Genomic DNA, 20,865 nt, shown 5'->3' with positions numbered 1-20,865 from the left:
AAGTACAATGTAACCCGCTTGGAAAGGATGCGCCTGACTTAGCCAATCTAAAAAAACTAAGCAATCAGGCATGATTGCTTAGAAAAGGATGAGTAATGGGTAATATAATATCTACAGTCGTTCCAACTTCTTTTTCGCTTCTAAAGTTCATAGAACCACCATGTTGTTCTACAATTTTCATACTTACGGTTAACCCAAGTCCAGTTCCCTTTTCTTTTGAAGAATAAAACGGCTCTCCAATTCTCGTTAAAAAGTCTTCACTAAACCCAACACCGTTGTCTATTACCGAAATACAAATCTCTTCAGGCGAGTGACGTTTTACAGTAACACTTACTTCTCCATTTGGAGTCGAAGCTTCAATCGCATTTTTTATAACATTTATAAATAGCTGTTTCAGTAGGTTGTCACTACATTCAATAAAATGATTTTCATTTTCTTCGTAGTTTAATGCGACATTATTCATGTTGGCTTGTGTTTCCAATAAAGACATTACATCTTTTACGATCGTATTCACACTATGCTCTGAGATCGATATTTTTTGTGGTTTTGCAAGGATTAGCAGTTCTCCAACAATATGATTAATACGTTCTAATTCGTCCAGCATAATATCATAATAATATTTCTGCCTTTCATCTTTTGTGTCTGTTCTAAACATCTGTACAAACCCTTTTAAAGAGGTTAACGGATTACGTATTTCATGGCCAACACTCGCAGCTAACTCTCCAACAACAGATAATTTTTCTGTTCTTCGAAGTTTTTCTTCCGTTATTTGCTTTTCTGTTATATCTCTTCCGATGACTACTAGTCCTTTTCTCATCCCATTTTCATAGTAAAGAGGAACCTTAATGGTATCAAATACTCTGAATGTCCCATCGGGCATGGGCAGGCGCTCTTCACAACGAGTCGTTTTACCATTTTTCCAAGCTTCTTCATCTGAAACTTCACAATAGATAAGAGCTTCATTATAAAAGGATGTATATTCTGCTAACTCAGAATCCTTTTTACCACGATAGTCTACCCCTTCAAGCTGAAACAATTTTAAGCCAAATTCATTCGCTTCAATCCATCTACCGTCTCCGTCCTTAAAGTTAACAAAGTCAACCATAGAATTAATGAGTGTAGTTAGACGTTGCTCTGCTTCTTTTATCTTAATCAGCTTTGTATCTTTACGAAATACAACAATTAATAGAAAAACGATAATGACCATGTAGACGATTTCATTAATTTTATGAGAAATTGTCATAGGATTAGTTGTGAAAGTAAGTATACTTACGATTAAGACAATCCCGATTAATATATAGTTAGCAAACCTCTTTTTTTCTGTCATCATGGTATGCTCCTTTAAAGTCGTTCAATTTCATACTACTATTGTAAATCATTTAATTTCAAGATGATAGGTTATGAAACGTTCTTTTATTCCACCTAGTTGTTCTATCACTTCTAAAGAAAAAACTCCCATTACAGTATATGAAATGGGAGTATTGTAGATAAATTCATATTTTCGATCCATAGTTCTTGAATTGTACCCGAGAAAATCGGTGTATGTTTCACAATCGTCATCGCCATAAAGGAATCTTGCATATGAGACTGAATGAGTTCAACTGGCAGTAATGCCCCTATATAAAGAAGCAAGAACATTATTAGATATACTTCTACAAACCCCAGAACTCCTCCTGCCCAACTATTAATCTGTTTTAATATTGGGAGATGCGCTAAGAAATCTAGCATTGAGCCTAAAATTTGCATAACTATTTTTGTTCCGAAAAATAGCATTGCAAAAGCAATAGCGCGATAGTAAGCTGACTCTAAATCTGCACTACTAAAAATCAGTGACATCACACTTCCATCTGATAATTCAGGATATGGAACCCAAAGCTTTAACTTCGGAGCAAGTTCATCAAAATATAAATATGATACGATAAATGCGGCAATAAAGCCCGTTAAATGGACCACTTGTAAAATGAGTCCTCTACGTAGTCCAATAAAAAAACCGATACCAAGAATTAATAGTATTGCTAGGTCTAGCATTTGTGTCAACCCTTTTCATTCAATATTTTAGTCTGCAGTGCCTCAAGTTCATCCTTCACCTTTAAATAATCGTGCACAACGTTAACCGCTGTAAGAACAGCTAGCTTTGAGCTATCAAGTGATGGATTCTTTTCACCAATTTCTCTCATTTTATCGTCTACGATCGAGGCAACTAATCTTATAAAACTAGTACTCTCACTACCGATGATCGAATACTGTTGACCATATATATCTACTGTTGTCCTTGTCTTTTTCTGTTCAGACATTTAGTTGCCTCCCGCTCATATGAAACATCTTAAATAATATGATAACATGAACCATAATGATTGGAAAGAACTAGTATATTTACGCTATGATAAAAAATAGGAGATTTCCTCAAGAACAAAAAGGAGAGAGTCTAATGTCAACAACTGTCATAAAGGTTACAAATGAAAAAATCACTCAAATAAAGGATCACTATAAATCTTATCTATTAGATAAAGTCCCGCCAGGTGGAGTCTTTGCTGCAAAACATCCTACGTGTATGATAACTGCCTATAAATCTGGAAAGGTCATGTTTCAAGGTAATGGAGCGACGGTTGAATCTAGCAAATGGGGAGGAGAACCAGCAGAATCAAAAGGTAAATCTTCCTCCCCGAAAACTAGAACAGATCGGTATGCAGTTCCTTCTAATATATCTTCTCTTGCCATTGTCGGATCAGATGAAGTAGGGACAGGAGATTATTTTGGCCCAATGACTGTCGTGGCAGCTTATGTAGAGCCTTCTCAAATTCCTTTACTAAAGGAGCTAGGTGTGAAAGATTCAAAGGACTTAAAGGACCCACACATTATCAAAATTGCGAAAGATATTATTCATGTAGTGCCACATAGCATTCTCGTTCTTCACAACGAAAAATACAATGCCTTGCAAGAACGCGGAATGACACAAGGTAAAATGAAAGCATTGCTACATAATAAAGCCATCGCTCACGTATTACGTAAAATTTCACCGACGAAGCCAGATGGAATTTTAATTGACCAATTCGCTGAACCTGATATTTACTTCCGACATATTCAAAAAGAAGAACAAATCGTGAAGGAAAATGTATATTTCAGCACGAAGGCAGAAGGAGTTCATTTAGCTGTTGCTGCCGCCTCTATCATAGCGAGATATGCGTTTGTCACAGAATTTGAGAAGTTATCAGATATAGCAGGCGTTCCGTTACAAAAAGGAGCTGGAGCTGGTGTTGATAAAATCGCAGCACAGATTATCAAGAATAAAGGCGAAACTAGTCTACGCCAAATTGCTAAGCTTCATTTTGCGAATACAGATAAAGCTAAAAGAATGGTTTAATATTCAAGAGCCTAAGTTGAAAAAATTCATCTTAGGCTCTTTTTGTTTATGCTTTTGTTCCTGTTAAAGCAACAGTATGAAATCCTCTAGAAATTGGTCCTCTAATTAACTGTATGTTATTAAATTCAAGCTGCTTCGCACTAGGTAAAAATTCCTGTTCCATTTTTAGTTGGACACCTTCCCACTTTTCATGATCTTTACCATCACATAATGTGATCATGAAGGTGCCACCAGGCTTTAAGACCCTGTATATTTCAGATAACGTTTTATAAACATTTTCCCAAAAATATACAGTATGTATTGAAAAGATCTTGTCAAAACTCCTCTCTGGAAAAGGTAAACTTTGTACATTTCCTTGAACTAATATAGCTCGATTTTCTTCAATCGCTTTCTTATTACGTTTTCTTGCTGATTTTATTACAGTAGGAGAAATGTCTAACCCCACAACCTGTTCTACTGCATTATGTTCGAGGATGAGATTTATTGCATACCCTGCTCCGCAACCAAGTTCAAGGACCCTTTCCTTTGGCTGTAGATTTAATAATTCAATCGTCCATACTGTTTCTAGTTTATGCTGACGAACCATTTTTTCACCAATATACGTTCCAATTACTCCGGATGGTTTACTATACTGTTGATCAATATAGTCTTTTATTCTTTGAAATGGCACTATTATCACTCTTTTCATAGACAATAACTATACATAATACTGTTCCATACAATAGGACATAAACCCTTTGTTTTCACTACTATTTTTGTATAAGAACAAGAGGATGGGTGCTGGAGCTAGATTCAAACGACACACACTTAGTTATACACAAGTGATTAAATATATAAATTCCTTAACAAAAACAAAAGAGTACCGGTCACCCGGTACTCCATTTTATCCTCTTAATACTGCTCCAGTTTTTTCTTCAACAGCTTTTAATACTTTGCTATGCGCTTTCGTTACATCTTCGTCAGTTAATGTACGTTCAGGATCGAAGTAACGTAATGAGAAGGCTAGTGATTTCTTCCCTTCCTCCATCTTGTCTCCTTCGTAACGGTCGAACACATGAACATCTTTAAGTAATACTCCACCTGCTTCGACAATTACTTTTTGAATATCGCCAGCAGATACTTCCTTGCTCACGACTAATGCAATATCACGAGTGATTGAAGGGTAACGTGGAACTGGTGAATAGGTTACTTTATCTCCAACAAGTTCTGCGATCTTATCAAATGATAGTTCAAACACATACGTTTCTTGAACATCCATTTCCTTTTGAGCACGTGGATGAATTTGGCCAATGTATCCGATATACTCACCTTTCACAGAAATCTGAGCTGTTCTACCTGGGTGAAGGTCTTGCTGTTCTCCTGCTTTATACTCAACATTAGCTAACCCAACTGTATCAAACAGACCATCTAAAATACCCTTTACTACGTAGAAATCAACTGATTTTTTCTCACCTTGCCATAAATGAGAAGTCCAAATTCCCGTTGCAATCCCAGCAATTTTTTCGATTTCGTTAGGTAATTCATTGGTTGATGTTGGAATAAAGATTGAACCAAGTTCATAATAGCCAAGTTGATCAACTTGACGTGCAACATTATGCTTAACCACATCAACTAAATGTGGAACTAAGCTTAAACGAAGAACACTTCTATCTTCACTCATCGGCATTAATAATTCGATTGGTTGTACTTGATCTTCTTTGTTTAAGAAACGATGTACTTTATCCTTGGAAGTTAAGGAATACGTTACAGCTTGATATAATCCTGCTCCTTCTAAATAACGACGAACTTGTCTGCGAAGCTGTTGAATTTCTGTTAAATGACCAGGAGTCTGCTCACCAGCTGGCAATGTTACTGGCAGGTTATCATAACCATATAGCCTTGCCACTTCTTCGACAATATCTTCTTCAATCGTAATATCACCACGTCTAGATGGGATTGTAATGAGAAATTCATTATTATCTAGCTTATATTCGAATTGTAAGCGACGAAGAATGTCTTCTACTACTTCTGCTGTAATCTCCATTCCGATCACTTTATTAATGCGTTCTAACGTAATTCTCACTTCTGCAAGTTGTAGTTTTAATTCATTGAACTCAACTGTTCCTTCTAAAACTGTACCACCAGCATATAGAGCCATTAATTGAGCAGCACGTTCAGCAGCATCGTGTGTGCGTTTTGGATCAATTCCTTTTTCAAAACGAGTGCTTGCTTCACTGCGTAATCCGTGATCTTTTGAAGCTTTACGAACTGTACTTCCTGTGAAATAAGCTGATTCAATTAAAACAGTAGTAGTGTCAGATTGCACTTCAGAAGAAGCTCCCCCCATCACACCAGCAAGAGCAACTGCCTCTTTACCATTTGTAATGACTAAATGATCTTCTGTTAACGTTCTCTCGTTATCATCAAGCGTTACAATCTTTTCACCAGAATTAGCACGTCTAACAAGTATTTCTTTTGAACCTAGTCGATCGTAATCAAATGCATGTAACGGTTGACCGTATGCTAATAAAATGTAGTTTGTAATATCTACTACGTTCGAAATCGGTCTAATTCCAGCTGACATTAAACGGCTTTGTAGCCAGTAAGGTGATGGACCAACTTTAACATCTTTTACTACCTTCGCAACGTAAAGTGGATTATCTTCTGCAGCAGAAACATTTACAGAAATATAATCTGATGCCTTTTCTGAAGAAGCATTTACTTCAATCGTTGGGAACTTAACTTGACGGTCTAAAATAGCTGCTACTTCATATGCAACTCCAAGCATGCTTAGGCAATCTGATCGATTTGGTGTTAAGCTTAGCTCCAAAATTTCATCATCAAGATTTAATTGTTCAAGTGCATCTGCACCAACCTTAGCGTCTGATGGGAACACATAGATTCCTTCAGAAAACTCTTTCGGTACAAGCTTTCCTTCAATACCAAGCTCTTGAAGAGAACAAATCATTCCGTTTGACTCTTCCCCTCTAAGCTTTGCAGGCTTAATCTTGAAGTTGCCAGGTAAGACTGCACCCACAGTCGCAACCGCAACCTTTTGTCCTTTATCTACGTTAGATGCACCACAAATAATTTGAACGGGTTCACCTTCACCTAAGTCAACTAGGCATTTGTTTAACTTGTCAGCATTAGGATGTTGTTCACGCTCTAAAACATGTCCTACAACAACACCACTAATTCCTTTATTTAATACTTCTACACCTTCAACTTCGATTCCACTTTTCGTAATTAGTTCTGCAAGTTCTGTTGCAGACACACCTGATAAATCTACATATTCACTTAACCATTTATATGAAACAAACATGTGTTGTACCCTCCTTTATTACGCTCGCTTGAACTGTTCAATAAAACGTCGATCATTGATATAGAAATTACGGATATCTTCAATACCGTACTTAAGCATTGCAATACGTTCTGGACCCATACCAAATGCGAAACCAGTATATTTCTTTGAGTCAAATCCAGCCATTTCAAGAACGTTTGGATGTACCATACCCGCTCCTAAAATTTCAATCCATCCAGTACCTTTACACACATTACAGCCTTCACCATTACAAATTTTACAAGAAATATCCATTTCAACAGACGGTTCTGTGAATGGGAAGAAGCTAGGACGTAAGCGAATCTTTCTGTCTGCTCCGAACATCTTTTGTGCAAACACAGTTAGAGTTCCTTTTAAGTCACTCATACGAATGTTCTCATCTACGACTAAACCTTCAATTTGTGTAAATTGATGTGAGTGAGTCGCATCGTCATTGTCACGGCGATACACTTTTCCTGGACAAATGATCTTAACTGGACCTTTACCATTATGCTTTTCCATTGTTCTTACTTGCATAGGAGAAGTTTGTGTTCGAAGTAACGTTTCTTCCGTGATATAAAACGAATCTTGCATATCTCTAGCCGGGTGACCTTTTGGAAGGTTTAACGCTTCGAAATTATAGTAATCTTTTTCAACTTCAGGACCTTCTGCGATTGTATATCCCATACCGATGAATAAGTCTTCGATTTCCTCAATAATCGCAGTAAGTGGGTGATGACTTCCCTTTCTTACCGGTCTTCCAGGTAGAGTTACGTCAATTGTTTCAGACGCTAACCTCTTTTCTACTTCAGCCTTTTCAAGTGCTGCTAGTTTCTCTTCAATTGCTAGAGTGATTGCTTCACGAACTTTGTTCGCAACCTCCCCTACCTTTGGACGCTCTTCAGCTGAAAGCTTCCCCATCCCTTTTAATACTTCCGTAATCGGGCCTTTCTTTCCTAAGTAGCTAACACGAATATCGTTTAATGCTCGTAAATCTGTAGTTGTTTCAATTTGCTTAAGTGCTTCTTCTTGAAGCTCGGCTAAACGGTCTAGCATGTTTGTAATCCTCCTCTATAAAAAATAATAGGTGATACATCTGAAAATTTTTTAGAACACAAAAAATCCTCGCCCTAAACAAGGGACGAGGATATCAGTCGTGGTACCACCCTAATTACTAAAACAAAAAAGCTTTAGTCACTTCATTCCGATAACGGCCAATGCCGGTACACCTTTACAAAGAAAATTTTCTCTGGTCCAAGTGCCAACTCGAGAGGTGAATTTTACTTATTTCTACTATAAAGATGCTTTCAGTCTCAGGCATCTTCTCCCTATATAGCGATTGATAAGCTACTTGTCTCTGTCACTGTTTTTAAATATTTTTATACTATATGATAGTACATGAAAGTATTGACAAAAACAAGTGAATTTAGGCACTCTCTCTAATTTGTTGTTGTTTCTTCATATACCAAAACGGCAAATACAAGAATGTAAACAAGAAAACCGCTACCGCTTCTAATGAGATAATGTAATAAGGATAAGGTCCGAGAAAATCTAATAAACTTGGATTGGATGGTTTTCTTGCTAAAAACATATAATTGCCACCCGTCCATTTATTAATAAAGAATATCGGAATTGCAATCAAGTTTAATGCAATAATTGCCTTCCAAATTGAATAAAAAGTGGGATGAAATTTTTCTACCCATACCATGTAAAAACAAGAAAGAAGAATGGCTATATGTGCGATAAAGAAGTGAAAGTAACGATAGTGAGGAAAATCATAAAACAACTCAGGTGTTAGCAATGCTTGCGTGGCACCTGCGATTCCGAAAAAAAACGTGATTTCAAAGATTTTATAACTGTTCATCGTTAACATAAAAATACAAAGAATAAGAGAAATCGAACAAAGCTGAAAAGGCAGTGTATCATATGGGTTCCACACATCGGTATAAGCATACCAAATTTCTAACGAAAGCTCGCTTCCAATTAATAGACTAACAAGGATAAAACGAATGATCCTTTTTCGGTTATCCTGCCTTAGCCATTCTCGGTATATAAAGAGCAATAATGTAAGAAAGCCGAACAATAAAACCATACTCAGATGTGATATCGAAAATGCAGTAAATGGACTACCTTCTAACGAAAAGAAACCTTCCAACAATTGCACCGCCCTTCTCTTTCGCTCTTATCCTCTTAAATAATATAATAAAATACCAGCAGCAACTGTAACATTCAGTGATTCAGCTTTACCATGGATTGGTATATAAAGATTTTGATTCGTCTTAGATAACCATTCTTTTTGTACACCTTTCCCTTCGTTTCCTACTAATAAAGCAAATGATTTAGTTGGGGGAACTTGTGGAAAAGGCTTACCACCTTCAAGCGCTGTTCCAAAAACAGATATTCCGTTATTTCGTAATTCATCAATACATTCTCCGATATTTCCTCGAACAATCGGTAAATGAAAAACCGATCCTTGTGACGCGCGAAGAACTTTACTGTTAAATAAATCTACCGTTCCCTCACCTAAAACGACACCATTAATGCCTGCAGCATCTGCTGTACGTATTAGTGTTCCTAAATTCCCAGGGTCTTGAACAGCATCAATTAATAAGATTGAATGAACGTTGCCTAATTCGATTGTTTGTTCTGGTTGAAGACAAATCGCAATAACACCTTGTGGAGATTCCGTACTTCCGAGATCCTTAATAATCTCATCAGTCGTCAAATAAAGAGAAACACCATCAAGATTCCATTGACTAGGTATTTGGAATAACTCACTGACAACAATATGTTTAATAAATGACTTGTATTTTAAAGCTTCTTCAACAAGATGCTCACCTTCAATAATAAAAAGGCCAGATTTTTCTCGTTCTTTTTTTGTATGTAGCTTTTTCCATTGCTTCACTGTTTGGTTTTGTTTGGATTCTATCCTCTTCATATTTTCAATCCTTTACTTTGCTTGTATGATTTTTCATTATATCGCAAGTCTCATACATAATTAAAGCGAATATGAAGAATGATAGAAGAGACAAAGCCATATTTTTGCAGAAAGGGTGGAAACAGTGAACTTAAACTTACGAAATGCGGTTATTACAAACGTTTCTGGGAATAACCAACAAGAATTACAAGATACAATTGTAGATGCGATTCAAAGTGGAGAAGAAAAGATGCTTCCTGGTCTTGGAGTATTATTTGAAGTAATCTGGCAAAACTCAAACAACGACGATCGCACAGAAATGCTTACAACATTAGAACAAGCATTAAAAAAATAAAGTGAATCCTCAATCAGTGGAATACTATTTCACAATGATTTAGAAGCGGAAATTAGGTTAGCACGCCTTGTGGAAACACCTAAGTGACCAACATCTATTTACCCGAACCAATCGGGCTCCCCCAATTCGAACGGGATAAACACTGTTTAGATAGCCCAGTTGGCTATCTATTTATTTTTTCACTGCTTGTACATTTATATGAGTCATAAACTATTCATATTCATGGAGTAGTTCGAATCTTCTATATGAAAATTAACATATAAATGAAGATATGATAAACAATAGAAACAAAAAAAGCAGTAGTAACTAGGACTACTGCTTTCGATTTTTATTCAAATGTTATCTTTCTGACCTTATCGGCATCTAAGCGTTTGATCACTTCAACAATTAGTTTTACTGTGTTTTCATAATCATCACGGTGAAGCATTGCCGCGTGTGAGTGAATGTAACGAGTTGCGATTGTGATGGATAATGCAGGTACACCATTTGCTGTCATGTGAATAGCCCCTGAGTCTGTTCCTCCACCAGCTAATGATTCAAACTGATAAGGAATTCCTAATTCATCTGCTGTATCAGTTACGAAGTCTCGTAACCCTTTATGAGAAATCATGGAAGCATCATAAAGGACAATTTGTGGACCATCTCCCATTTTACTTGCTGCTTCCTTAGGTGTAATGCCAGGGGTATCTCCAGCAATTCCGACGTCTACACCGAAGCCAATATCTGGTTGAATCAGTTGAGAAGCCGTTTTCGCCCCACGTAATCCGACTTCTTCTTGAACGGTACCCACACCGTATACGATATTTGGATGTTTTTCACCCTTAAGTTGCTTTAATACATCAATGGCAATTGCACAACCAATTCGGTTATCCCATGCTTTTGCTAATAGTAATTTTTCATTATTCATGACAGTAAATTCAAAATAAGGCACGACTTGGTCACCAGGACGCACGCCAAATTCCATTGCTTCTTCACGACTTGAAGCACCGATATCGATGAACATGTCTTTAATTTCAACTGGCTTTTTACGAGCTTCAAGCGGTAAAATATGAGGTGGTTTTGAACCGATAATTCCTGTCACGTCACCTTTGCGTGTAACAATTGTTACGCGTTGTGCCAGCATCACTTGTGACCACCAGCCACCTACTGTTTCAAAACGTAAAAATCCTTTATCATCAATTTGAGTGATCATGAATCCAACTTCATCTAAATGACCGGCAACCATAATCTTCGGACCATTCTCATCGCCAACCTTTTTAGCGATTAAACTTCCTAAGCCATCTGTTGTGATTTCATCAGCATAACCTTCGATGTAGCGCTTCATTACATCACGTGGTTCTTTTTCATTTCCTGGAATACCTTTAGCATCAGTTAAATCTTTTAGCATCGTTAGTGTCTCATCTAAATGTTTTGTCATGACTTAACCCCCAATTAATATGTAATATATTTAGTATATCGAAATTTCCACCTTAATTGTACAAAATTATCAGAATTAATATCCACTATTTTGTCTTTCGTGATTAACTGTATTTTTCTTAACATATGCATCTTCAATCTCTTTATAGCTATACCCTAAACCTTTGGCTAATAATAAGAATTCTACTAGTAACTTCTCATAATTTCTTTGAGAAGGTTCGTTTTTATAGGATATAGCAAATGAATAGACGTTAAAAAATGCAGTAACCGTATCTAGCGGCTTACCATCTAAATGATCCATATCGATTGTTTCAAAACCCTTTTCTATACCAAGTGACAATATAAAATGTAGTCCATCTACATATTCCTCAAGGATTACTTCCTTTGGTGAAGCTCCTTTCTTACTCCAATATTTAAAGCATCGTGTTTCATTTGCCAGCTCTCCTACCTCTACTAAGAGTGCTAATATCTTTCTTTCAAACAATTCCTCATTATGTAATGAATGCTCTTCTATAATTCTTTGATCTAATTCCTTTTGCATCTTAAAAAGCATGTTCATGTTCATACTTACACCCTCTTAATTATTAAAATCACCTGTAAAGTTTTAAAAATCCCTTAAATAAATACAGGAATCTATCGAACAATCTATATTATAGCAAACTTTTATGAAACCAATGACACCGTTCATTCGTATACTAGTAAAGGAAACGTTTCTTAGGAGGCCCTTATTATGATCGTCATACTACTTCGATTACTTATTTTAGTTGCCATTATTGTCTTAGTTTATGCAGGATTTAAATATGTCATTAATCCAAAGAGGAAGCTTGAGCTTGCTCAAGAGCATCACCAATTTTACTTTTTGGATGATTCCCGAAATGTTCATAAAAATTTCCTACTGACATATAAAGGAGCATTATTTGAAGGAGAAAAATATTTAGGAACAACCAGTCATTCATTTGAAGTTGTAACCATTAGCATGTCTGTAAAAAATTCAGCTAAACTGCAAGGATTCACAAAGGATGACTTCAACATGATCGAAAAGAAAATTAATAGCTCTTATCCACACGCTAAAGTTAATTGGAAAAGTCCTATGAGAGAGCTTTTGAAGCGTTAGAAAACATAGGAATATTTTCGGCAATAAAAAAGGTTTTAAACGAAGCAATGTTCGTTTAAAGCCTTTTTAACTTTTATTTCATCATTATTTATGCAGCCTTCTCAGGAAAAAATTCTTTCCATTTCATATAGATTTGCTTTTCCCTTAGCATATAAAACATGATGGTCATTGAACAAAGAATGATAATAATTAAAGTAGGTGAGAGTCGACTTATGGACTGACCGAAAAGCGTGTACAGGACAGCTACTGGAATATTCGTTAAAAAGGATTGTTTCGTATAAGAAAAAAGATTCTTTTTTCTCTCTAGTAAAATCAGTGAGAGTAAGTTGTATTGCATAAATGGGATACATCGTAATAATGCAATCTGACCTGGTGTAAACGATAAGCGATTTCCTATCCACTTGTCTTTCATCCTATGAATCTTGTTAAATAGCTTTGGCATCGATTGATATAAAAAGTAGAATAAGATACATGAGATTGTTAAGCCAGTTAACGAATAAATGGTCCCTAAAATCGTCCCAAAAAGAATTCCACCTATTACACATAATACCGCTACTGGAATAAATAAAAATTGCCGGATGCTATGAAATAGTAAAAAAACAAATGGTGCCCAAAATCCACTTGATTCTAAAAAGGCAAATAGCATCGTCATCGATTGGCTCATGATGGACTCCTCCTAGTTGTTTGACCAGTAAATGACAAACTACTCTCTACTATATACGGAGGTACGAGCCATTATGACATTTTCTGCAGAACAACAACTAAAATAGTTAAATAGGCTAGTATTACAAGTGGGACTCCATATTTAAATGAATTGTGTTTTGTCTTATGGCGAAATACTCGCATTCCTGCAAAAATCCCAAATGCTCCACCGATGAAGGCATAAGTCCATAATGTACTTTCAGGCGTCCTCCATTCATTTTTCTTTGCTTTTTGTTTATCACGGTACATTGTACCAAAGGCTAGTAAATTGACGAGTAGTAAATATATGATGATGTAAACCAACATAAATTTCCCCCTAATAGTAAAAAAGAGTCACTCTGATTAACGGAGTGACTCTTCAATGTTTATTACTTGTTTAAGCTGTTTTTTGCAGCTGTTGCTAATTCAGCAAATGCTTTTGCATCGTGAACAGCTAAGTCAGCTAACATTTTACGGTTAACTTCGATACCAGCTTCTTTTAATCCATGCATTAAACGGCTGTAAGAAAGACCGTTAATACGTGCAGCCGCGTTAATACGTGTGATCCATAATTTACGGAAGTCACGCTTCTTTTGACGACGGTCACGGAAAGCATAGTTTAAAGACTTCATTACTTGTTGATTTGCTACTTTATATAACGTATGTTTTGAACCATAATAACCTTTAGCTAACTTTAAAACGCGCTTACGACGCTTACGAGTTACTGTACCACCTTTAACTCTTGGCATTTTGTTTCCCTCCTAATATATAAACAAACTCCGAATTTTTTATTACTTAGAACCGATCATGAAGCGGATGCGCTTGTAATCGCCACTGCTTACTAATGCTGCTTTACGAAGCTTACGCTTTTGCTTTTGAGACTTGTTTGAGAATAAGTGACTTGTGTAAGCGTGTGAACGCTTAAGCTTACCAGATCCAGTCTTCTTGAAACGCTTAGCTGAACCTCTATGAGTTTTCATTTTTGGCATTGGGTATTCCTCCTCAATCTTTTACTTATCAGCTTTTGGTGCTAAAACTAAGAACATGCTTCGGCCATCCATCTTTGGATGAGATTCAATCGTACTAACTTCCTTACACGCTTCTGAGAAACGGTCAAGTACGCGTTGGCCGATTTCCTTGTGAGTAATCGCACGACCTTTGAACCTGATCGATGCTTTTACCTTGTCTCCATTTTCAAGGAATTTAATCGCATTACGTAATTTCGTATTAAAGTCATGCTCTTCAATAGTAGGACTTAGACGAACTTCCTTGATGTTGATAATCTTTTGATTTTTACGTGCTTCTTTGTCCTTCTTTTGTTGCTCAAAACGGAACTTACCATAGTCCATGATACGACATACAGGCGGTTTCGCTGTTGGAGCAACCATCACTAAATCAAGATTAACGTTTTGTGCCATTTCAAGTGCCTCTTGACGGGACTTGATACCAAGTTGGTCTCCATTTGCCCCAATCAAACGTACTTCACGTGCACGAATTCCTTCATTAACCATCATGTCCTTGCTAATAATGAGCCACCTCCGAAATATTGTTCCGCAACTTCCTTCTTGCACAAATGAATTGCAAATAAAAAAAGTGTGGGTACGAACACCCACACTAACGAAATGTATATTATACATTAATTCATCGTTTTTTAACCTGCCAACTACAATTTGTGTGTGTCAATCAGGTGAGAAGCGGGTGCTCCTGCTTGTTCATTACAAACTATTCAGTTACCTAAACAACTTTACCATTCATATTGGAACATGTCAAGCAGCTAATTTGTTTTTTGTTGTTTTTATATTAGCATGCTATTGAACGAATATAGTAGAGGTTGATTTCCGCTCCAGGATTCTCGCTTTCCAGAGGTAGCCCGGGAGCCTCAGTCGCTATGCTCCTGTGGGGTCTCACCTGTCCCGCTACTCCCGCAGGAGTCGAGCACCCTCCGCTCCAATCAACATATTAATGTCAGTTTACATATCAATTTTTTCATCAAAAAGCTAGTGTTAAACAGCCTTATTTTTTTACTTCTTCTAAAATTAATGCTTTAAACTGTTCAACTGAGATAGTCTCAGACTTCTGTTCACCATACTTACGTACATTGACAGCATTTTCTTGGATTTCATTGTCCCCAACAACAAGCATGTATGGAATCTTCTGCATTTGGGCCTCACGAATTTTATAACCAATCTTCTCATCTCGCGAGTCAAGTTCTACACGAATTCCTTCAAATTGAAGTTCCTCTTGAAGCTTTTTTGCATACTCAAGGTGTACAGATGGCGAAACCGGAATCACTTGAACTTGTACGGGTGATAACCATGTTGGGAAAGCACCTTTGTATTCTTCAATTAAGAAGGCAACAAAGCGTTCCATAGTTGATACAACTCCACGGTGAATAACAACAGGGCGATGCTGCTTACCGTCTTCTCCAACATATGTTAAATCAAAACGCTCTGGTAATAAGAAGTCAAGTTGAACAGTAGAAAGTGTTTCGTCCTTTCCAAGTGCTGTACGTACTTGAACATCTAACTTCGGACCGTAAAATGCTGCTTCGCCTTCAGCTTCGTAATAATCTAATCCGAGGTCATCCATTGCTTCTTTTAACATACCTTGCGCTTTTTCCCACATTGCATCATCATCAAAATACTTTTCTTTATCTTCTGGATCACGGTAAGAAAGGCGGAATGAATAATCACTAAAACCGAAATCTTTATATACCGCTTCAATAAGACGAACTACACGGATGAATTCATCTTTAATTTGATCTGGGCGTACAAAAATATGAGCGTCATTTAATGTCATTCCACGTACACGTTGCAGTCCTGTTAAAGCACCCGACATTTCATAACGATGCATGAGTCCTAATTCTGCAATACGAATTGGTAATTCGCGATAGCTATGAATATCATTTTTATAAATCATCATATGGTGCGGGCAGTTCATAGGGCGAAGAACTAGCTCCTCATTGTCCATAGACATGACAGGGAACATGCCATCTTGATAATGCTCCCAGTGACCTGATGTTTTATAAAGGTCGACACTCCCTAGTGCTGGTGTATAAACATGAGAATAACCAAGGCGTAATTCCTTATCAACAATATACCGCTCAATAATACGTCTGATTGTTGCACCTTTAGGTAGCCATAATGGGAAGCCTTGTCCAACTTTTTGAGAGTTCGTGAATAAGTCTAGTTCTTTTCCTAATTTACGATGGTCACGTTCTTTTGCTTCCTCTAATAAACGCAAGTGTTCAGCTAAGTCTTCCTTCTTAAAGAAAGAAGTCCCATAAATACGTTGTAGCATCTTGTTTTTGCTATCACCACGCCAGTATGCACCAGCAACACTTAATAACTTAAATTCTTTAATTTTTCCTGTTGATGGAACGTGTACCCCGCGGCAAAGATCAAAAAACTCACCTTGCTCATAAATTGTTACAGTTTCATCTGAAGGAATTGCTTCTAATAGCTCTAGCTTTAACCCATCATTAATTTCTGCAAAACGCGCCTCAGCTTCAGAGCGTGATACTTCAACTCGCTCTATTGAAAGATTTTCATTCGAAATTTTTTGCATTTCTTTTTCTATAAGAGCTAGATCTTCATGAGTAATAGACTCTTCCATATCAATGTCATAGTAGAAACCACCCTCAATAACAGGTCCAACACCTAAGCGTACGTTTTGACCTTTGTATAGACGTTTAACAGCTTGAGCCATTAAATGTGCTGTACTATGACGTAAAATCTCAAGTGCTTCTGATGAGTCTTGTGTAATGATTTCAATACTGCCATTTTCTTGTATAGGAGTACGTAAATCAATTAGATTTCCGTCCAGTTTCCCTGCTATGGCCTTTTTCCTTAAACCAGGACTAATTGATGCCGCGATATCTTCTGTCGTCGTACCTTTTTGAAACTCCTTCACCGATCCGTCTGGAAATGTAATGTTTAGTATTTCAGACATCCTTGTTCACTCCTTAAAAGTATTTATTCACATGACTTTTGGTCATAGGTGATATTAGTTTAATGAAAACAAAAAAACTCCTCCCTAGATAAAGGGACGAGTTTGTAGTCGTGGTTCCACCCTTCTTTCCAACGAAAAATAGCATTGGCTCAAGAAGTTCAAGATAACGGTTGAGACCGTTAGTACATAGTGAGATTTTCATCTGTTCCGTACTAAAGTTCAAAGGTGGTAGGCATATTTTTCGTGTTTAGGAAGCTCACAGCCTGTTTGACTTCCCTCTCTGTAAAACCGTAAAAATAACCCATGTCCTTCTCATTACAAGTTATTACTTATAGTGATTATGTAGGTTATTATAGCCACAAGTCTAGAATGAAATCAAGTTAATTCCTATTTTTTTTAGTATTTATTATGTATGGTCAATTGGATATTTTTCAAGAAAACGTTCGTAAGGGAAAATCGTTACTCGTTCCTGAAAAATACTTACTACCGTTTGAACAATTCCATGATCTAAGTTAGCCGAATATAAGTGAATAGAAGCTGGACTTAATAATAACAATGGCGCTATAAGCTCTTGGTCGACTTCAAATCCGTAATTCGAAACGAATTCTTCTTCAAGTTCTACCTTTACTTCTAGCTCGGTAAACATTTCGTCATAAAAGATAAAACGTTCCTTCTCTTGGACAACATGTATGAGATTGATATGACTAGTTTTACAAGCGATATACTTTCTTAATGTTTCTATAAAATCTTGATAATCCTGTTCTAACTTATATTCATCAATGGCAACCTCAATATATTCCTGCAAGCGTAATAAGTAATCTTTCAATCTGAATGTTAAAAATGCCTCAAACGAAAATTGTACCTGCTTTGTTAGAAACATACTTAACGCCCGCTTAATAATTTCTTCTCTCGGATACCCTTCTTTTAAAGAAGGATGTAATCGTTCCTCATCATCACTTACGAGTGATTGCACCATTTCAATAATTTGTAACTGTTCCGTTTCATCCTCATAAAAAAACATCGTACTTAAAAAATATCGGATATATTGCGGTTCTTTTATTTTCAATACAAACTGTGTTAAGGCAGGAATAATATATGTACGAATACATTCTTCATCGTTTTTCAAAACATCGATGAATAATGTAGCATCTTTCATTTTTAATTTTAAGGATTGATTCTTTGAGTTTGAAAGCAGCTTATAAACATATTGAAGATCTAATTCGGTGTCAAACGTTATATGCATATTGGTTGTCCCCCCTTTTTGCATCTGATTCTATTTATATGAAGGGGAAACAAAAAAATGAATTACATTTTATTCACAAAATAAAAAAGAGCGTTTTAAGCTCTTTTAGTTACGACGATTAATATCTACTAATTCAATTTCTTCAGTTAAAAACTTAACTCTCTCTAGTATTCTTTTTGCTTTAATACCTTCCTCTTCACCTTTTTGAGAGTACGTATAATGGCGAAGTAACTCATCTAAATTCAAATTTGAAGTGAAGAACGTCGGAAGTTTTTCAAGCATCCTATATTGCAGTATCGGTCCTAGTATTTCATCACGCATCCAGCTTGTCATGGATTCAGCACCGATATCATCAAACATTAGAACAGGTACTTTCTTAGCAGCTTCCAGCTTGTTATTAAAAGCACCTTCATTACTCATTACGCTTTTTAATTCACGAATGAATTCTGGAAAATACATAATCATCGATTCTGTGTTTTCTTCTGCTAATTCGTTTGCAATTGCACATAAAATATATGTTTTTCCTACACCAAATCCACCGTGTATATAAAAACCTTTTGTATTCTTATTTGATTTATATGATTTTAAGAAACTCCATATTTGTTGTTTAATTTGGTAGCGATATTCATCGTCTTCATAAATATCCATAAAAGTTGCATTCAGTAAGTTTGAAGGGATATATACCGACTTTATCTTGTTTTTCTTTTCCTTCTGAATTTCGGCTAACACTTTGCTCGGACACTGCTGATAATCGAGTTCAATTGATTGTTTGTTCTTTAAAACAAGTTGTGGATGGTATCCAGGCACCATATTTACACATTCACTTAAGCTTGGACAATTCGCACATTCTTTACTTTGAGTGTGATACTCATACATCTTAAGAAGACCACTATCAAAAATTTTCCGATTTAAAAAAGGTCGATTTTGATCCAAAAACACTTTAATATCCGGGTCATTTAAAACAATATCCTTAAATTTTTCATATTGTTCTTCCATTCGCTTCGGATACGACATTTGATTTAATGCATCCTTAATTGATTTCATAAAGATCACCTCTCCCTGTGCGTTAGTTACTTCTCTCGCTGTTTATTCATTAATTGCTGTTTTCTCTTCTCAATATAATCTGGATCTGTCATCCAATCGGGTAAAATTTCTTTTCGAATCGGTTTTCTTAAACTGCTACCAGAATTTTGTTTTGTTTTTATTTCTTTATCTTTATATTCTGCCACATCTTTTTCAAAATCCTCTATTTGATCAAGTGCTTCTTTTACTGTTTTAATTTTTTGTCTTGCCCAGTTACTAGCTGTATTCTCAATATATTTTTTATTTAAGTTCATCTTTTTGTGGTTTACAACATAATCGAGTAAAACATTAACAACACCAGGTGGGATATGTTGGTTTACCATAATACTTTCTACTATGGCTAAATCACTACTTGTAGGAGAGGCACCTCCAGCAAGTTCAATTAAGAAATCCTTTGGAGTTGTTGTCTCAAAGTGATGAATTCGTCTTTCCTGTTCTGTTTGAGGCTCAATATATCTCATCGTTTGAAGTTGCAATGGTTGAATTTTTTCAACCATTAGTGGAGCTCTTCCAAAATTTTCAATTTCATAATACATTTTAGCCTTCTCAGATAATATATCTAAGTCAATTTCATCTTCATTGCCATAGGTGGCATTCATCACGACCTTTTGCATATCTAATGGAGATAATCCGTATACATACGCAAGTAGCTTGATCCGCTCTCCTACTTCATCTGTTATAAGTTGTGGCGAGACAAAATTGTCAGAAAGACCATAAATGAATAAATCAAAATCGAAATCAAATTTGCCGACCTTTAGCGAAGAAGGTTGCTCTCTTTGTATATATTGTTGATCATCTGTCTCAGGTTGAAGTCCTTTATGTTCTTTAGTCGGTGAATATACATCTGCAAAAGATTGTGAAATATCCTTAAAGTCTTTAGAATTGATACTTTTTGTAACAAATAGCGATTTTAACTTATTGTATCTAAGTTCGCCTACCTCTTCTTTTAGAAAAATACTAAAGGGAAAATCAGAACTAAAAAATATATGTGGAGAAAAAGGAGGCTTAATTTCATATATAAAATTTCTTACTTCAGATGTTTCCTGTACATATGTCTTAAGAAGACCAATACCTTCTAATTTTTTACGCGCAACAAGAATTTCATCTAAATTCATTTTCATTGATGCCATTAGTTGTCGATGCGTTGAAGGTGAACCCCAATATTTATAAGCCTCTACTTCTCCCCAAAGTAACATGTACAATGAAAAACTAAGTGGACCAATAAGTGGTTGATACAGTAATGTTATAACCTTCCGATCCAAATCATTAAGTATCGTGTCCGTTTTCACTAAGTATTGATCTAAAGGTAATACTTCTTTCCAAGATTGCATGTTTGTTATATCCCCTTTTATTACTAGGAATTCGAAGTAAAAAGCTTATCTAAAAAGTAGCCATACAATGTTTGGCCAATGCATCCAATGCATTAGTGTTCCTTATTTATTCAGA

At 36.1% G+C, this 20,865-nt stretch carries 22 protein-coding genes and 3 other annotated features; of the genes, 3 read left to right on the top strand and 19 right to left on the bottom strand.

All coding sequences use genetic code 11. The features are described from left to right. Window positions 1–64: 64 nt before the first annotated feature. From JR050_RS07530 to zapA, 3 genes are all read right to left on the bottom strand, one after another. Window positions 65–1,330 (bottom strand): ATP-binding protein, encoded by a 1,266-nt coding sequence (locus JR050_RS07530; protein ID WP_204202900.1) that lies wholly within the window; start codon window positions 1,328–1,330, stop codon window positions 65–67. 128 nt (window positions 1,331–1,458) lie between these two features. Further along, window positions 1,459–2,028 carry a CvpA family protein gene (locus JR050_RS07525; protein ID WP_204202899.1) on the bottom strand — a complete coding sequence of 190 codons (570 nt, stop codon included), beginning with the start codon at window positions 2,026–2,028 and terminating at the stop codon, window positions 1,459–1,461. Window positions 2,029–2,033: 5 nt separating this feature from the next. Next, window positions 2,034–2,294 (bottom strand): cell division protein ZapA, encoded by a 261-nt coding sequence (gene zapA / locus JR050_RS07520; protein WP_204202898.1) that lies wholly within the window; start codon window positions 2,292–2,294, stop codon window positions 2,034–2,036. Between the two features lie 134 nt (window positions 2,295–2,428). Here zapA and rnhC point away from each other — a divergent pair, with 134 nt between their 5' ends. Beyond that, window positions 2,429–3,361 (top strand): ribonuclease HIII, encoded by a 933-nt coding sequence (gene rnhC, locus JR050_RS07515; RefSeq protein ID WP_204202897.1) that lies wholly within the window; start codon window positions 2,429–2,431, stop codon window positions 3,359–3,361. 46 nt (window positions 3,362–3,407) lie between these two features. Here rnhC and JR050_RS07510 read toward each other — a convergent pair whose 3' ends face one another. The 5 genes from JR050_RS07510 to JR050_RS07490 all read right to left on the bottom strand — a co-directional run bounded on the left by JR050_RS07510 (window position 3,408) and on the right by JR050_RS07490 (window position 9,597). After that, the gene (locus tag JR050_RS07510; RefSeq protein ID WP_204202896.1) at window positions 3,408–4,031 is read right to left on the bottom strand and encodes a methyltransferase domain-containing protein; all 624 of its coding nucleotides are present in this window, start codon (window positions 4,029–4,031) and stop codon (window positions 3,408–3,410) included. A gap of 213 nt (window positions 4,032–4,244) precedes the next feature. Next, window positions 4,245–6,662 carry a phenylalanine--tRNA ligase subunit beta gene (gene pheT, locus JR050_RS07505; RefSeq protein ID WP_204202895.1) on the bottom strand — a complete coding sequence of 806 codons (2,418 nt, stop codon included), beginning with the start codon at window positions 6,660–6,662 and terminating at the stop codon, window positions 4,245–4,247. Window positions 6,663–6,680: 18 nt separating this feature from the next. After that, window positions 6,681–7,715: a phenylalanine--tRNA ligase subunit alpha gene (gene pheS / locus JR050_RS07500; RefSeq protein WP_204202894.1), complete on the bottom strand. Its 1,035-nt coding sequence runs from the start codon at window positions 7,713–7,715 to the stop codon at window positions 6,681–6,683. 78 nt (window positions 7,716–7,793) lie between these two features. Further along, window positions 7,794–8,032 (bottom strand) — a binding site (T-box leader). A gap of 53 nt (window positions 8,033–8,085) precedes the next feature. After that, complete coding sequence (locus JR050_RS07495) at window positions 8,086–8,823, bottom strand: YwaF family protein (protein ID WP_346726723.1); 738 nt, start codon at window positions 8,821–8,823, stop codon at window positions 8,086–8,088. 18 nt (window positions 8,824–8,841) lie between these two features. Then, the gene (locus tag JR050_RS07490; protein ID WP_204202893.1) at window positions 8,842–9,597 is read right to left on the bottom strand and encodes a TrmH family RNA methyltransferase; all 756 of its coding nucleotides are present in this window, start codon (window positions 9,595–9,597) and stop codon (window positions 8,842–8,844) included. A gap of 124 nt (window positions 9,598–9,721) precedes the next feature. Here JR050_RS07490 and sspI point away from each other — a divergent pair, with 124 nt between their 5' ends. Continuing rightward, on the top strand, window positions 9,722–9,931 hold the full coding sequence (gene sspI, locus JR050_RS07485; RefSeq protein ID WP_204202892.1) for a small acid-soluble spore protein SspI: 210 nt from the start codon (window positions 9,722–9,724) through the stop codon (window positions 9,929–9,931). Window positions 9,932–10,259: 328 nt separating this feature from the next. Here sspI and JR050_RS07480 read toward each other — a convergent pair whose 3' ends face one another. Beyond that, window positions 10,260–11,348, bottom strand: a complete 1,089-nt coding sequence (locus JR050_RS07480; RefSeq protein ID WP_204202891.1) for a M42 family metallopeptidase — start codon at window positions 11,346–11,348, stop codon at window positions 10,260–10,262. A gap of 75 nt (window positions 11,349–11,423) precedes the next feature. Continuing rightward, window positions 11,424–11,912 carry a dUTP diphosphatase gene (locus JR050_RS07475; RefSeq protein WP_204202890.1) on the bottom strand — a complete coding sequence of 163 codons (489 nt, stop codon included), beginning with the start codon at window positions 11,910–11,912 and terminating at the stop codon, window positions 11,424–11,426. 165 nt (window positions 11,913–12,077) lie between these two features. On the opposite strand from JR050_RS07475, the gene JR050_RS07470 reads away from it, so the two are divergent. Further along, window positions 12,078–12,461, top strand: a complete 384-nt coding sequence (locus tag JR050_RS07470; protein ID WP_239454189.1) for a sigma-w pathway protein ysdB — start codon at window positions 12,078–12,080, stop codon at window positions 12,459–12,461. 88 nt (window positions 12,462–12,549) lie between these two features. Here the strand turns inward: JR050_RS07470 and JR050_RS07465 are convergent, their stop codons facing one another. The 9 genes from JR050_RS07465 to JR050_RS07425 form a co-directional block, all read right to left on the bottom strand. Beyond that, complete coding sequence (locus JR050_RS07465) at window positions 12,550–13,125, bottom strand: TVP38/TMEM64 family protein (RefSeq protein WP_204202889.1); 576 nt, start codon at window positions 13,123–13,125, stop codon at window positions 12,550–12,552. A 71-nt stretch (window positions 13,126–13,196) separates the two neighbouring features. Continuing rightward, the gene (locus tag JR050_RS07460; RefSeq protein ID WP_204202888.1) at window positions 13,197–13,469 is read right to left on the bottom strand and encodes a DUF1294 domain-containing protein; all 273 of its coding nucleotides are present in this window, start codon (window positions 13,467–13,469) and stop codon (window positions 13,197–13,199) included. Window positions 13,470–13,531: 62 nt separating this feature from the next. After that, window positions 13,532–13,891 (bottom strand): 50S ribosomal protein L20, encoded by a 360-nt coding sequence (gene rplT, locus JR050_RS07455; RefSeq protein WP_204202887.1) that lies wholly within the window; start codon window positions 13,889–13,891, stop codon window positions 13,532–13,534. A gap of 42 nt (window positions 13,892–13,933) precedes the next feature. Continuing rightward, on the bottom strand, window positions 13,934–14,131 hold the full coding sequence (rpmI, locus tag JR050_RS07450; protein ID WP_149218201.1) for a 50S ribosomal protein L35: 198 nt from the start codon (window positions 14,129–14,131) through the stop codon (window positions 13,934–13,936). A gap of 21 nt (window positions 14,132–14,152) precedes the next feature. Beyond that, window positions 14,153–14,671, bottom strand: a complete 519-nt coding sequence (gene infC / locus JR050_RS07445; RefSeq protein ID WP_149218642.1) for a translation initiation factor IF-3 — start codon at window positions 14,669–14,671, stop codon at window positions 14,153–14,155. A gap of 52 nt (window positions 14,672–14,723) precedes the next feature. Continuing rightward, window positions 14,724–14,858 (bottom strand) — a sequence feature (ribosomal protein L20 leader region). 297 nt (window positions 14,859–15,155) lie between these two features. Then, window positions 15,156–17,093, bottom strand: coding sequence for a threonine--tRNA ligase (gene thrS, locus JR050_RS07440; protein WP_204202886.1), 1,938 nt, complete (start codon window positions 17,091–17,093; stop codon window positions 15,156–15,158). An 89-nt stretch (window positions 17,094–17,182) separates the two neighbouring features. Continuing rightward, window positions 17,183–17,418: a binding site (T-box leader), on the bottom strand. Window positions 17,419–17,499: 81 nt separating this feature from the next. Further along, entirely contained in the window at window positions 17,500–18,336 is an 837-nt protein-coding gene (locus tag JR050_RS07435; protein ID WP_204202885.1) for a putative sporulation protein YtxC, read from the bottom strand. A 105-nt stretch (window positions 18,337–18,441) separates the two neighbouring features. Beyond that, a complete protein-coding gene (dnaI, locus tag JR050_RS07430; protein WP_204202884.1) occupies window positions 18,442–19,380 on the bottom strand; it encodes a primosomal protein DnaI in 939 nt (312 codons plus the stop codon). Between the two features lie 26 nt (window positions 19,381–19,406). Continuing rightward, a complete protein-coding gene (locus JR050_RS07425) occupies window positions 19,407–20,750 on the bottom strand; it encodes a replication initiation and membrane attachment family protein (RefSeq protein WP_204202883.1) in 1,344 nt (447 codons plus the stop codon). Window positions 20,751–20,865 lie beyond the last annotated feature (115 nt).

Origin of the sequence: Bacillus suaedaesalsae (assembly GCF_016890225.1) — a bacterium.
Classification (GTDB): Bacteria; Bacillota; Bacilli; order Bacillales; family SA4; genus Bacillus_BS; species Bacillus_BS suaedaesalsae.
The sequence above is the reverse complement of the archived record's forward strand: the minus strand, read 5'-3'. Positions and strand labels throughout refer to the sequence as shown.